We start from the raw sequence: 12317 nt of genomic DNA on the forward strand, positions 1-12317 counted from the left end.
CTACAACAATGGCTAAATTACTAAAACAACCCCTCCCTTTCTTCACATCTATCCCAATCATTGAAGGGTAAAAAGCAGCAGCTGTGTTTTTTCCTCTTTTGCAAAATTATTATCCGCTATCATCCATAAAGTTCTCTTTCCATTTGCCAATTTCGGACCGAGACACATGCCTTCTATATTGTCTGTATAAATACCCAGTTGATCCAGATTGAGTACTAATTTTTTCTGTAATGGTTTTGTTGGAGGTTGATTTTTGAGAGAGGAACTGTTTTGTATATCTGCCGCTACCGTCAGGTCTACTTCAAATATTTTAATGGTGCAGGGTATACGGCCTGTAGAAAAAGATCGCTCCATCACAAGCAATTTCTGGTTACCGAGGTAGAGAATATCCGGGATGCCATTTACCATGAAGCTGCCTGGGGGATTGGGTGCATGGGCTACCGGATCGAGTTTGTATGCATACTGCGCCGTGTTTTTTCCATCGATGCTATTAAAAGCATAGATACGAACCCAGGCTTCGTTGGGTATAAGATCTGCCTGAGGACCATCTTCATACCTTGGCTCTTCAAGACTTACATAGAGGGTTTTGAAATCAGTAGAAAAGCTGGCACCTTCGAGTACGCCATTTCTTCGGGGGCCATTCGCTGTTTGCTGCATCTGCAGGCCCGCCGGTAACGAGATGCTGCGCAGGTACTTACCAGATGTAGTTATGAAGTGAATGGCAGGATCCTGCAATATGGTGTCTTTTGCATTCAGTATTCTTTCCCCTTCGCTGGTCCATACCAGTTCTTTTGTTTTTGGGTTGAAGCGTATGGCCTCAGGATCGGGTGTTTTTGCGGGGTTTTGTTTAATGGAAGGGTAGGTAGTACCGTCTGGTTGTAAAAGGCTTACTGCTTCCTGAAACAGCACCGTATCTATTTTCTTTTCAGAAAAAGAAACGGAGAAGCGATAGAAGCGGGCCGGTTGTCTGTCTGAACGGTCGTCGCAAATGGTATAGAAAACATTCGACCCGGCATCATAATCTATCCCCGACAAACCACCAACCGTTGTACCCTTAAAAGAAAAATCATGTGGAATGGTGTATACATCTACCAGTTCCAACCCAGTAACCGTTTTTACCTGTCTTACTTTTTTTACACTACTACAGGATGCAACGATGGTTATACATACAAAAAGAATGAATTGTTTCAATGGTTTTCTTTTTCTGAGGGTTTAGGTATTATGGGGTAAGGAAAGTAAAATGCTTTCTAGGTTTATTCAAAAAAACTTCAAAAGAGTCAGTCATCCTAATTCCTAACACCTAGTACCCAGCACCTATTTCTTACTCAATTTTTTCTTATGCGAAAAAAGCCAGGGCAATAGTTTGGGTTCTGCGAATGCATTGTTCCAGCTATCATGCCCTACGCCCGGATATTCTGAGTAAGTAACATCGGTGGCGCCGGCCGTCATGAGGGCCTTATATAATTCGCGATTGGGCTCCGGAGAAACCACCGGATCTTTTTCGCCATGGAAAATCCACATCGGTACATCTTTGGCTTTCAGTACCAGCGCCGGAATATCTGCAATACCACAAATAGGGAAGGCCGCTGTAAAATAACCCGGATTACGCACCAGCAGATCATAACTACCAAAAGCTCCCATAGAAAGGCCCCCGAGATAAACCTGTCTTTCTAATATTTTTTTGTTCTGCAGGAGACTATCCATCAATGCTTTTACCAGTTGTTGTTCCACCGGTGGTTCCATATCTGTATTGGTAACCATTTTACCATCCACCCTTTTAAAGTTGGACCATGATTTACCGGTTGGACACTGCGGGAAGATAACAATGCTTTTGAAATATTTTCTGTTCTCTGGTTTCAGAAACAAGGCCGCACCATGCATAAGTTGTGCGTTATTATCATTGCCTCTTTCTCCCGCACCATGCAAGAACATCACCAGCGGGTAGGCCCTGTTTTTTTTATAGTTTTCCGGATACAATATGCGGTAACGAAGTGTATCTGTACCTTGTATAAACAGTTTCGACTGGAAGGCCGACAGGTCCTGCGCCTTTACAAGTGTAGCACAAAACAGAAACAGTATGAGCAGGCTGTTTTTCATATGAAATCGTTTAGGTAAATCTAATTAAAAATTTAAAAAGAAATACCAACAAAGACACTTGTGACTTATATTCTAAATACTTTTCCTTTTTGTGCTTACTCAAATGGTAAAGATATAAATCAGGCCTCTGTGATTGTTGTAATTGAGCAAAACACAGCTTTTTCGCAGTAATGGAAAAATACTTTCCCGGGATGATGAAAATATGATTGATATGCTCAAATATTTTTTGAATTAGAATCCTGCTATGATAATCCTTTCAGCGGTTTTCAACAGAAAGTGAATAATATGTTCTTCGCTTGAAGAGTTTCTGTTATTACTTTGAAAATAATATGGTTCCCGCTCCGGCGGGATTAAAAGGGAACCAGGTGCAATTCCAGGACTATCCCCGTAGCTGTAAGCTCCTTTATTAGTTGTTTATTCTGCACGCCACTGTTCACAAAACGGGAAGGCCTTAAACAACGGAGCAAGTCAGAAGACCTGCCGTATTCAAATAATTGGTAACAATGCTTTCGGTGGAAAAGTATGGTACTGCTGGTTAGGTCATACTTGACCCCAATCGTCAGCTCCTTAGGAATTTCATCTGCATTAAAAACTATAGTATGGAAAATTTTCCGTTGATACCCATTATCAACCAGTCTGGCAACCCTTTACCTGAATATGCTACACCCGGCTCTTCGGGTATGGATATCAGGGCCTTTCTCGATGAACCCCTTTCTCTACAACCGCTGGAACGAACACTGGTTGCAACTGGTCTATTTATTGCATTACCCGAAAATTATGAAGCACAGATAAGACCACGGAGTGGTCTTGCCATAAAACAGGGTATCACTGTTTTGAATACCCCGGGCACTATTGATGCAGATTACAGGGGTGAGATAAAAGTGATTATCATCAACCTTTCTTCTGAAACTGTTATCATTCAAAATGGCGATCGCATTGCACAGATGGTTTTTCAGAAAGTAGAGAAAATACTATGGGAAAAAACTGAGCAACTGTCAAATACAGAGAGAGGAATTGGCGGTTTCGGACATACTGGTAAACATTAGATATAACGAATTATAAAAAAAGAACCATGGGCTTATTTGATAAAAGAAACAATTACAAACCCTTTGAATATCCCGAAGTTTTACAATTTACAGAGGCCATCAACAAATCATTCTGGGTACATACAGAAGTAGATTTTACAGCCGACACTCAGGATTTTCATTCACACCTGAACCCTGCTGAACAAAACGCCATAAAAAACAGTTTGCTTACCATTGCACAGATAGAAGTAGCAGTTAAATCGTTCTGGGGAAATTTATATCATCATTTTCCGAAACCAGAACTGAACGGATTAGGAAGCACATTTGCAGAATGCGAATTTCGTCATTCTGAAGCCTATTCACGTTTGCTCGAAGTACTTGGTTATAACGATGAGTATGAAAAACTTATTGAAGTACCCATTATTAAACAACGTTTTTCCTTTTTATCGGGAGCACTCAAAAACGTAAATGCAGCCAATCAGAAAGAATACATTATTTCTTTTATTGTATTTACCATTCTTATTGAAAATGTTTCTCTTTTCAGTCAGTTTGCTGTTGTGCTTTCTTTTACCCGCTTCAAAGGTCTCATGAAAAATGTGAGCAATATTATTGCCTGGACCTCTGTTGATGAGCAACTACATGCCAATGCTGGTATCTATCTCATCAATAAGCTCAGGGAAGAATATCCCAATATGTTTGATGATGCCCTAATCAAAGAAACCGCGATGTTGGTACATGATTTTATAGAAATAGAAGAGCAGATTATAGACTGGATTTTTGTTGAAGGCCCCATCAACACCATTGATAAAACCAATTTACTAAACTTCATCAAATTCCGGGCCGATGAGAGCCTCCGAAAAATAGATTTCCCACAACAGTTCTTCATCAGCACCACACAATTTGCTCCTATGAAATGGTTTGAAGAAGAAGTATTTGCGAATAGCCTGGACGATTTTTTTGCTAAAAGACCTGTTGATTATACCAAACACGATAAGAGTATTACTGCCAACGACTTATTTTAACACCCATTTATACATCTTCTCAATAGATATACAACTCATGGAAATGACAACACCTTTGATTTCAAAAACACCACTTACAGAAAAACTCTGGTGGAAAAACGAAGAAAGTGAACAAATACTGAACAGAGGGTATCTGCTGAAGGGCGAAACCATTGATGGTGCCATAGACCGTATTTGTAAAGCCGCTGCACAACGCTTGTATAAGCCGGAGTTGACCGATGCCTTTCGTGAAATGATAGAGCGTGGCTGGATGAGTTTAAGTTCTCCTATATGGGCCAATATGGGAACCGAGAGAGGTCTCCCTATTTCCTGTTTTAATGTTCATATACCCGATAACATTGAGGGCATTACACATAAGCTTGGCGAAGTAATTATGCAGACAAAAATAGGAGGGGGTACTTCTGCTTATTTTGGTGACCTGCGAGGCCGCGGCAGTGCTGTTACCGATAATGGCAAAAGCAGTGGTGCTGTTAGCTTCATGCGATTATTTGATACAGCCATGGATACTATATCACAGGGAGGCGTGAGAAGGGGTGCTTTTGCGGCTTATCTCGATATCGATCACCCGGATATTGAAGAGTTCCTGAAAATAAAAAGCATTGGACATCCCATACAAAATCTGTTTTTTGCCGTATGCATACCCGACTACTGGATGCAGGATATGATTGAGGGGGATATTTCTAAAAGAGAGATCTGGGCCAAAGTGCTGGAATGCCGCCAACAAAAAGGATTACCCTATCTTTTTTTCACTGACAATGTAAATAGAGAAAAGCCACAGGTGTATAAGGACCAGAATTATACCATTCATGCAAGCAATCTCTGTAGTGAAATTCTGTTGCCTTCCAGCCTGGATGAATCTTTTATCTGCTGTCTTTCTTCCATGAACCTTGAATTATATGATGAATGGAAAGATACGGATGCCGTTCGTTTAGCCATTTTCTTTCTCGATGCTGTTTTGCAGGAATTTATTAATAAAACAGAGGGTAATCATTATCTGGCCAGCGCCAACCGTTTCGCAAAAAGACACCGGGCATTAGGATTGGGTGTTTTAGGCTGGCACTCCTACCTGCAAAAAAACATGATACCCTTTGAAGGGCTAAGGGCCAAACAGCTCACCACACAGATATTCAGTGATATTCGGGATAAAGCCGACAAAGCATCTACCGATCTTGCCCGTATTTACGGAGAACCCGAAGTACTAAAAGGTTATGGCCGCCGCAATACCACTACTTTAGCCATTGCGCCTACTACATCGTCTTCAGCCATTCTTGGACAAACATCTCCCGGTATAGAACCATTCAGCAGTAATTATTACAAAGCAGGACTTGCGAAAGGAAACTTTATGCGTCAGAACAAATACCTCAAACAATTGCTGGAGTATAAAGGTCTTGATACCGAAGATATCTGGCGTAGCATTATGCTGAACCATGGCAGTGTACAGCACTTAAATGAATTGAGCAAAGAAGAAAAAGATGTATTTAAAACATTTAAAGAAATAAGCCAGCTGGAAATTATTCAACAGGCTTCCATCAGACAAAAGTACATTGATCAGGCACAAAGCCTTAATCTAAATATTCCTCCCAATCTTGCCGTGAAAGAAGTTAATAAACTAATGATTGAAGCCTGGCAGCTGGGTATTAAAACGTTGTATTACCAGCGCAGCCAAAGTGTATCGAAAGAATTGGTAACCAATCTTGTGAGTTGTTCAAGTTGTGAAGCATAAAAGAATCTGTATGCAGATAAAAACTATTCTATCTTTTTTTCTCATCTTTTTGGTATCCTGTTCTACCGGCAAACAAAATCAACACAGCCTTAATGAAATACCTGATATATTAACCGGTAGTTTTGAAGATGACTATGGCATACAATATTCCATTACCCGACAATTATGGACGCAGGGTATAAAAGCAAAATACCATTTGCTTCAATATAATAAAACTGGTAATTACTTTATTGCAAGAAATGACAAAGCAAATCCTTCTGATGGTGGTTTATACACGCGTATTGATATTCTTTATCTTGACAATATGGATCCCTGGCATTGGGGTTATTGTCTCACAGCGTTTAAAGCCGGTAGCATAGAAGAAGCCATACATACCGCCGCTGCCGACAGAAAAAATCCAAAGAAAGGCTGCAATGGCTTTCCATTTTCAAGAATGCGTGAAATTATCAGGAAATAATAAAAGAACATAAATATCATTTCTTATTTAGAAAAGCTTCTCAAAATTTATTCCTTTTAAAACAAACTATAAGTAGTCTTTTTTCATTAGGGAAGTAATCTTCATACAACATCATTCTAATCCTATGGTTCGGAACCTTTTTCTTTAAAATATTGCAGGTTCAGATGCATACGACCCTTTTTTTACAAATAATTTTTTCCGCATAATCATCTTTTTCTATTAAGTACGTAACTTACTCATAAAGGAATGTTTTCCGTATTCATTATTGATAAAATTCTGCTGGAAAACAGCTTAGTAAACGTTGTATAAATAAGTACCCACTAATGATCTGAAATATGAAAAGTAAATCCTCTTTTTTCATTTCTACATTTCTTACAGGATTTATTCTTTTTTGCGGAATTTTTTCTATCTGTCATGCTCAAACAGCCAGGTCTGTAAAAATAAATACTATTCCTGCTCCGCTTTTCTGGAACAATATGCCCATCAGCTATTCTGCTAAGGCAAACAGTATTACCATTGTAGCCGGTGAAAAAACCGATATGTTCCGCGACCCTAATGTTACCTATAATACAGATAATGCCCCCAAGCTTTTATTTGAGCCCGACAACAACTTTGTTTTAACTACCTCTATTCAACATACTTTCTCCAGCAAATGGGATGGTGGTGCACTGGTACTCATTGAAGACAGTACCAAATGGATCAAGTTTTGTTTTGAAAAAGATTATACCGGGGCCAAAAGAGTCGTTAGTGTTGTTACCAAAGATATCTCAGACGATTGTAATTCCATAGCAGTTACAGGTAATAAAATATTTTACAAACTGGCTAAAGCCGATAATGTTATTACACTGTATGCCTCAAATGACGGTAAAAAATGGTTACTGATTCGTCATCTCCGGTTTAACCATACCCAACCCATTAAGGTTGGCTTCCTCGCTCAATCGCCTACCGGGAAAAAATGTGAAGTGTTGTTTTCAGATATTTCTTATCAGGCAAAAAAAATTGCAGATCCTTATAAGGGTGAATAAGATGATAGTTAATGCGTTGGCTCAATTCACTTTAAATGATACGGGTATTTGTTAACTATCATTCGAATGAAGGTCTCTTATTATTCACTTACCATATTGAAGTGCCTATTTATTAAACCTTAACGTATACACCATGGCAAAGAAAAAAACCTGGATCGACAAACTAAATGAAAAAAAAGAAGCAAAGGTGAAACGTACCGAAACAGACTTTGCAGACATACCTGCAGGTAGCAATATGCTAATTGCCACGCCCCAACTCATTGAACAGTACATCCGTGAAATCGCTCCCGGAAAACAGATTGATACAAAAACGATGAGAAAAGACCTTGCTTTATCAAATAATGCAGATTATACCTGTCCGGTTACCACCGGAATATTTTTAAGAACAGTAGCAGAAGCCAATTATGAAAAACTACAGAATGGTGAACCCCTGGATAGTATTACCCCTTTCTGGCGTGCCATTGACCCCCAGGGTACCCTCGCCAAAAAACTGAGTTTTGGAAAAGACTTTATTAGCGAACAACTGAACAAAGAAGCAGAATAAAAAGTTTTTTTTACTTAACTAACCGACGATTCAATTCATCGTTTTTAATAGCTAATTTCAGGAAAGCGACAGGTAATCTCTACTGTAAACAAAACCGTAAAAATAAAAAACCATGAAAACTACCCATCTTCAACATGTGCATGTTTCTGATACAACACTTGCCTGGTTAGCTGAAAAATACGAGGCGGTAGATGCCATGGATGCTGAAAAATACAGGCGTTTTCTGTCGGCTGATTGTGAATTGCAGTTTGGCAATAATCCAATTGTTCAATGTAACAACGAAATCATTGGCGGAATCAAACATTTCTGGGAAACCATTCGTGGGCTGAATCATTCTTTCATCAATATATTGGGTAACGACAATCACTTTGCCGCTGAAGCTATTATTGAATATACCAGAAAAGATAATCTTGTTGTGAACGTTCCCGGTGTTACCATTATCCAGCGAAATGAAGCCGGTTTGGCAAGCTCAGTTAAAATTTTTATTGATACTACACCAATTTATAAATAATGGGAAACCCTCTTTTAGAAAAAGATATTGTAGCCACTATTGGTGAGCAGAAGTATTATGTGGAGGTTGTTTGGCGAAATGGTAGCTTTTTTATGGATGAACCGAAAAATATTGATGGACAGGATCTCGGGCCCGATCCATATACCACACTGCTGGCTTCTCTGGCCGGTTGCACCCTTTCTACTTTGAGAATGTATATCAGCCGAAAAGGATGGAATATTCCGGAAATTAAAGTTGTGTTGAATATGCAACAGGAGCCCAACCCATTGCATACCCTTATAAAAAGAGAAATCATTTTCCCGGATTCAATTGACGCAGACTTGAAAGATCGTTTATTAAACATCGCCAGAAAATGTCCGGTTTCCAGAATTCTGGAAAATCATATCAGCATTGATACACTTATTATATAAACCATGGAAGTTCTACAGGAAGATAACGGAAATAAAGGAAAATTCTATATTCTGGTAAATGGCATGCAGGAAGCTGAAATGACGTACACCTGGGTAGGAACAGAGCGCTTTATTATCGACCATACCGAAGTAAATGATGCGCTGAGAGGTAAAAATGCCGGAAAACAAATGGTAGCAAAAGCAGTAGATTTTGCCCGAAAAAAAGGTGTCAGAATTATTCCCTTGTGTCCATTTGCGAATAGTGTTTTTAAAAAAATGGTTGAGTGGCAGGATCTGTTGTAACAAACTTCTTTTAGTAATAAAATGGCTTAACAGCACTGCTGCTGCATAAAAAGCAGACCCGGCATAAGCGGTTTTCCGGGTAGCCGGACCTGTTAGCCTGAATATTTTCACCCCTAAAAAACCTACAGGTTGATTACGAAACAAACCGATACACTATTTAAACACTTTGAAGACTATATTAAACTTAGTGACGCTTTAAAAACAGCGCTCACAGAAAGATTGGTTTTTAAAACCTTTAAAAAAGGGGAGCTGGTGCACGATGCCAACAAGGTTTGCACCAAAAGCTACTTTATTCAAAAGGGATTGATGCGGGTATATTTTTTAAAAGACGGAAAAGAAATCAGTGAGTACTTTCCGGCTGAGGGTGAATGGAGTAATTCTCCCAGAAGCTTCCGCACCAGACAAGTAGATATTTACTATATCGACGCTATTGAACAGGTAGATGCTTTTTGCCTAGGCGTTACAGACCTGATGTATTTATTTGAAAACTTTCCGGAAATGGAACGTTATGCACGTTTATCGATGGGTACTGTTTTCGGGCACTTCATGGAAAGAATCACTTCTATGCGTTTTACCACCGCTAAAGAGAAATACGATCATTTTATAAGCACCTACCATGATATTTACCACAGAATACCCTTGGGTATGATAGCATCCTACCTGGGGATTACCCAGGAAACCCTTAGCAGAATCAGGGCAGAAAAATAATTTTTTGATATAGGTCAAAAGCTGTGAAAAATCCAATACTGAGATTTGCAGCAGTATATAACCTTTATTAAAATGATAAAATTCTGTAAACAGATTGCGATCTTTCTCTCTCTCGTATTTTCTACAAAAGCCTATAGTCAGCTTGCCTTAGAGACACCTGGAGTAGAAAGTGTTTTGTATGTAAGTACCCAAAAAAATCAGCCACTTATTGTTGGGCTTGGTGGCTCAGAAGGGGGCAATGCCTGGGCCAGTGATTACTGGAAAAAAACAAGGGATCGGTTTCTTGAAAAAGGATATGCGTTTTTAGCCATCGGTTACTTTGGCTGTAAAGGCGCACCTGATACCCTGAATAAAATTGCCATTGAACAGGTTTATCAAGCTATTGAGATAGCTACAAAAAACGCGTTGATCAACAAAAACAAAATCGCCATCATTGGCGGATCGAGAGGTGCAGATCTGGCTTTGTTGCTGGGGTCTTACTATAGCAATATTAGCTGTGTGGTTAGTATTGTGGGTAGTAATGCCGTTTTTCCCGGTCATACCAATCATTTTTCTAGCTCTTGCTGGACCTTTGAAAACCAGGAACTACCCTTTGTTCCGGTGAATGATGCATCGATACCCTTTTTAATGAAGCGTGACCTAAGGGGCGCTTTTACCGCTATGCTTACTGATACTACAGCCGTTAACATAGCAGCTATAAAAGTAGAACAGATTAATGGACCCGTCCTTTTTCTCTCTGCAACCAAGGATGAGGTTTGTCCATCTACGCCTATGGCTGATAATATGGTAAACAGATTGAAGAATAAAAACTTTAAGTACTACTATGAACACAAATCTTTTGAAGGTGGTCATACAGCTCCTTTACAGCAGTTCGACTATATTTTTAGTTTTTTGGAAAAGTATTTTATAAAAAAGGAAGATTACTGAATAATTAGTTTAGCTATTGATTAAAAACTGTTGGTTATCTCTATAATATTTTTATCCTTTTTCATATATTAGGTACGTGGATATGTTTTATCCTAAATAACCCTACAATGAAACAGCTAACTCTAATAACTATTGCTACTTTTTTTCTCGCTTCCGCCTTCACTATTGTAAAGCATCCTAACGCTTCCGAATTAAATGGCAGCTGGAGGCCCATCAGACAATCTATTGGTGGCAGTGAGCTACCGATTACTCTTTTTCAATCGCAAAAACTTATTATCCAGGACAGCAATTATGTGTTACAGGCAGAAAGTGTTGACAAGGGCATTTTGCAATACCAGAACGGGCGAATGGATATTTACGGAAAAGCAGGTATAAACAAAGGCAAACACTTTACCGCCATCTATAAACTTGAAAATGAAGAACTCAGCATTTGCTATAACCTAGCCGGCGATAACTATCCCTCCGGTTTTGAAACAAAGGGAAAACCAACTTTGTTTTTATCGGTATTTAAAAAAGAACAGGATGGCAAAGAATAAAACAACTGCAACTGAAAAAAGTGTAGATGCATTTTTAAACGCTATAAAAGACGAAACCAGACGCGAGGATTGTTTTATACTGGTTGAATTACTCAAAAAAATAACCAAGCAGGAACCCGCTATGTGGGGGGCGGGTATTGTGGGTTTTGGAAGCCATCACTATGTATATGATAGTGGTCGCGAAGGCGATAGTCCCAATATTGCATTTTCGCCAAGGGCCTCTTCTATAGCCATTTATTTATCTGGCAGTTTTGCGGACCGGGAATCTTTGCTGTCAAAATTTGGTAAACACAAAACAGATAAAGGCTGTGTACATATTAAAACAGTTGCCGACATCGACAGAGCGGTATTAACAAAAATGGTTACCAAACACATTCAGCATATTAAGCAATTGTATCCTGATAAATCTTAAACAGCATATCAGTATTCTTATTTCTTTTCTTACAATTGATGCTGCTGCGCATACAAAACCATCATTGCTGTATTCTTCAGATCCAGCTTTCGCAGAATGTTGCGGCGATGCGTATCTACGGTATAGGTACTGAGAAATAATTTATTGGCGATTTCATGGCTGGTTAATCCCTGCCTAATGAGTTGTATTATTTCTTTTTCTCTTTTGCTCAATACATCTGCCTGTGGTTTGGCAGCTGGTTTTTCTGCCGACCACATGAAAACAGTTTTACCTGATACAGCTTCTTCTATTGCAGAAAGCAATTCATCAGACGACAGGTTCTTGATGAGATAGCCCATTACGCCTGCTGTTTTACACTGATATATAATATCGTTGTCATTTTCCATACTCAGCATAAGTATAATGGCCAATGGGTTTTCTTTCAGTATCTCTCTGGCCACATCAACGCCTTTGCCATCGGGCAAATGATAATCGAGTAACAAAACATCCGGTCGCTTTTCTTTATAGAGCGCAAGGGTTTCTTTGGCACTATATGCCTGACCTACCCAACTGAGCCAGCTTATTTCTTTTGTAACACTCTGTATGCCTTCTGCAAAAATCTTGTGATCATCTGCAATGGCGATGCTTAATTTTTTCAT

The 12317-nt window shown here is 39.2% G+C and carries 16 protein-coding genes and 1 riboswitch; of the genes, 13 read left to right on the forward strand and 3 right to left on the reverse strand.

Going from position 1 to position 12317, the window contains the following annotated elements:
• Positions 1-57: 57 nt before the first annotated feature.
• Positions 58-1191 carry an esterase-like activity of phytase family protein gene (locus BC659_RS07205; RefSeq protein WP_133473995.1) on the reverse strand — a complete coding sequence of 378 codons (1134 nt, stop codon included), beginning with the start codon at positions 1189-1191 and terminating at the stop codon, positions 58-60.
• Between the two features lie 123 nt (positions 1192-1314).
• Positions 1315-2097 (reverse strand): carboxylesterase family protein, encoded by a 783-nt coding sequence (locus BC659_RS07210; RefSeq protein WP_133473996.1) that lies wholly within the window; start codon positions 2095-2097, stop codon positions 1315-1317.
• Positions 2098-2410: 313 nt separating this feature from the next.
• Positions 2411-2596, forward strand: a riboswitch (cobalamin riboswitch).
• 100 nt (positions 2597-2696) lie between these two features.
• On the opposite strand from BC659_RS07210, the gene dut reads away from it, so the two are divergent.
• The 13 genes from dut to BC659_RS07275 all read left to right on the forward strand — a co-directional run bounded on the left by dut (position 2697) and on the right by BC659_RS07275 (position 11679).
• Entirely contained in the window at positions 2697-3143 is a 447-nt protein-coding gene (gene dut / locus BC659_RS07215) for a dUTP diphosphatase (protein WP_133473997.1), read from the forward strand.
• A 26-nt stretch (positions 3144-3169) separates the two neighbouring features.
• Positions 3170-4144 (forward strand): ribonucleotide-diphosphate reductase subunit beta, encoded by a 975-nt coding sequence (locus BC659_RS07220; RefSeq protein WP_133473998.1) that lies wholly within the window; start codon positions 3170-3172, stop codon positions 4142-4144.
• A gap of 43 nt (positions 4145-4187) precedes the next feature.
• Entirely contained in the window at positions 4188-5867 is a 1680-nt protein-coding gene (locus BC659_RS07225; RefSeq protein WP_133473999.1) for a ribonucleoside-diphosphate reductase subunit alpha, read from the forward strand.
• A gap of 10 nt (positions 5868-5877) precedes the next feature.
• Entirely contained in the window at positions 5878-6324 is a 447-nt protein-coding gene (locus BC659_RS07230; RefSeq protein ID WP_133474000.1) for a hypothetical protein, read from the forward strand.
• Between the two features lie 335 nt (positions 6325-6659).
• Positions 6660-7349, forward strand: coding sequence for a DUF1349 domain-containing protein (locus BC659_RS07235; RefSeq protein WP_133474001.1), 690 nt, complete (start codon positions 6660-6662; stop codon positions 7347-7349).
• A gap of 133 nt (positions 7350-7482) precedes the next feature.
• Entirely contained in the window at positions 7483-7893 is a 411-nt protein-coding gene (locus BC659_RS07240) for a hypothetical protein (RefSeq protein ID WP_133474002.1), read from the forward strand.
• 112 nt (positions 7894-8005) lie between these two features.
• Positions 8006-8404, forward strand: a complete 399-nt coding sequence (locus tag BC659_RS07245) for a nuclear transport factor 2 family protein (RefSeq protein WP_133474003.1) — start codon at positions 8006-8008, stop codon at positions 8402-8404.
• On the forward strand, positions 8404-8814 hold the full coding sequence (locus tag BC659_RS07250) for an OsmC family protein (protein ID WP_133474004.1): 411 nt from the start codon (positions 8404-8406) through the stop codon (positions 8812-8814). The genes BC659_RS07245 and BC659_RS07250 overlap by 1 nt, the downstream gene beginning before the upstream one ends.
• Before the next feature lie 3 nt (positions 8815-8817).
• Complete coding sequence (locus tag BC659_RS07255) at positions 8818-9096, forward strand: GNAT family N-acetyltransferase (protein ID WP_133474005.1); 279 nt, start codon at positions 8818-8820, stop codon at positions 9094-9096.
• Positions 9097-9225: 129 nt separating this feature from the next.
• Entirely contained in the window at positions 9226-9804 is a 579-nt protein-coding gene (locus tag BC659_RS07260) for a Crp/Fnr family transcriptional regulator (protein WP_133474006.1), read from the forward strand.
• Between the two features lie 72 nt (positions 9805-9876).
• The gene (locus tag BC659_RS07265) at positions 9877-10731 is read left to right on the forward strand and encodes an acyl-CoA thioester hydrolase/BAAT C-terminal domain-containing protein (protein ID WP_133474007.1); all 855 of its coding nucleotides are present in this window, start codon (positions 9877-9879) and stop codon (positions 10729-10731) included.
• A 107-nt stretch (positions 10732-10838) separates the two neighbouring features.
• The gene (locus BC659_RS07270; protein WP_133474008.1) at positions 10839-11267 is read left to right on the forward strand and encodes a hypothetical protein; all 429 of its coding nucleotides are present in this window, start codon (positions 10839-10841) and stop codon (positions 11265-11267) included.
• Positions 11254-11679: a DUF1801 domain-containing protein gene (locus BC659_RS07275; RefSeq protein ID WP_133474009.1), complete on the forward strand. Its 426-nt coding sequence runs from the start codon at positions 11254-11256 to the stop codon at positions 11677-11679. Before BC659_RS07270 ends, BC659_RS07275 begins: the two co-directional genes overlap by 14 nt.
• 29 nt (positions 11680-11708) lie before the next feature.
• Here BC659_RS07275 and BC659_RS07280 read toward each other — a convergent pair whose 3' ends face one another.
• The gene (locus BC659_RS07280; protein ID WP_133474010.1) at positions 11709-12317 is read right to left on the reverse strand and encodes a response regulator transcription factor; all 609 of its coding nucleotides are present in this window, start codon (positions 12315-12317) and stop codon (positions 11709-11711) included.

It is taken from the genome of Sediminibacterium goheungense (assembly GCF_004361915.1).
In the GTDB taxonomy this organism is placed as follows: domain Bacteria; phylum Bacteroidota; class Bacteroidia; order Chitinophagales; family Chitinophagaceae; genus Sediminibacterium; species Sediminibacterium goheungense.

Coding starts and splice junctions, on each gene's coding strand:
- BC659_RS07210 (WP_133473996.1), bottom strand. CDS start 2,097: ATGAAAAACAGCCTGCTCATACTGTTTCTGTTTTGTGCTACACTTGTA.
- dut (WP_133473997.1), top strand. CDS start 2,697: ATGGAAAATTTTCCGTTGATACCCATTATCAACCAGTCTGGCAACCCT.
- BC659_RS07220 (WP_133473998.1), top strand. CDS start 3,170: ATGGGCTTATTTGATAAAAGAAACAATTACAAACCCTTTGAATATCCC.
- BC659_RS07225 (WP_133473999.1), top strand. CDS start 4,188: ATGACAACACCTTTGATTTCAAAAACACCACTTACAGAAAAACTCTGG.
- BC659_RS07230 (WP_133474000.1), top strand. CDS start 5,878: ATGCAGATAAAAACTATTCTATCTTTTTTTCTCATCTTTTTGGTATCC.
- BC659_RS07235 (WP_133474001.1), top strand. CDS start 6,660: ATGAAAAGTAAATCCTCTTTTTTCATTTCTACATTTCTTACAGGATTT.
- BC659_RS07240 (WP_133474002.1), top strand. CDS start 7,483: ATGGCAAAGAAAAAAACCTGGATCGACAAACTAAATGAAAAAAAAGAA.
- BC659_RS07245 (WP_133474003.1), top strand. CDS start 8,006: ATGAAAACTACCCATCTTCAACATGTGCATGTTTCTGATACAACACTT.
- BC659_RS07250 (WP_133474004.1), top strand. CDS start 8,404: ATGGGAAACCCTCTTTTAGAAAAAGATATTGTAGCCACTATTGGTGAG.
- BC659_RS07255 (WP_133474005.1), top strand. CDS start 8,818: ATGGAAGTTCTACAGGAAGATAACGGAAATAAAGGAAAATTCTATATT.
- BC659_RS07265 (WP_133474007.1), top strand. CDS start 9,877: ATGATAAAATTCTGTAAACAGATTGCGATCTTTCTCTCTCTCGTATTT.
- BC659_RS07270 (WP_133474008.1), top strand. CDS start 10,839: ATGAAACAGCTAACTCTAATAACTATTGCTACTTTTTTTCTCGCTTCC.
- BC659_RS07275 (WP_133474009.1), top strand. CDS start 11,254: ATGGCAAAGAATAAAACAACTGCAACTGAAAAAAGTGTAGATGCATTT.
- BC659_RS07280 (WP_133474010.1), bottom strand. CDS start 12,317: ATGAAAAAATTAAGCATCGCCATTGCAGATGATCACAAGATTTTTGCA.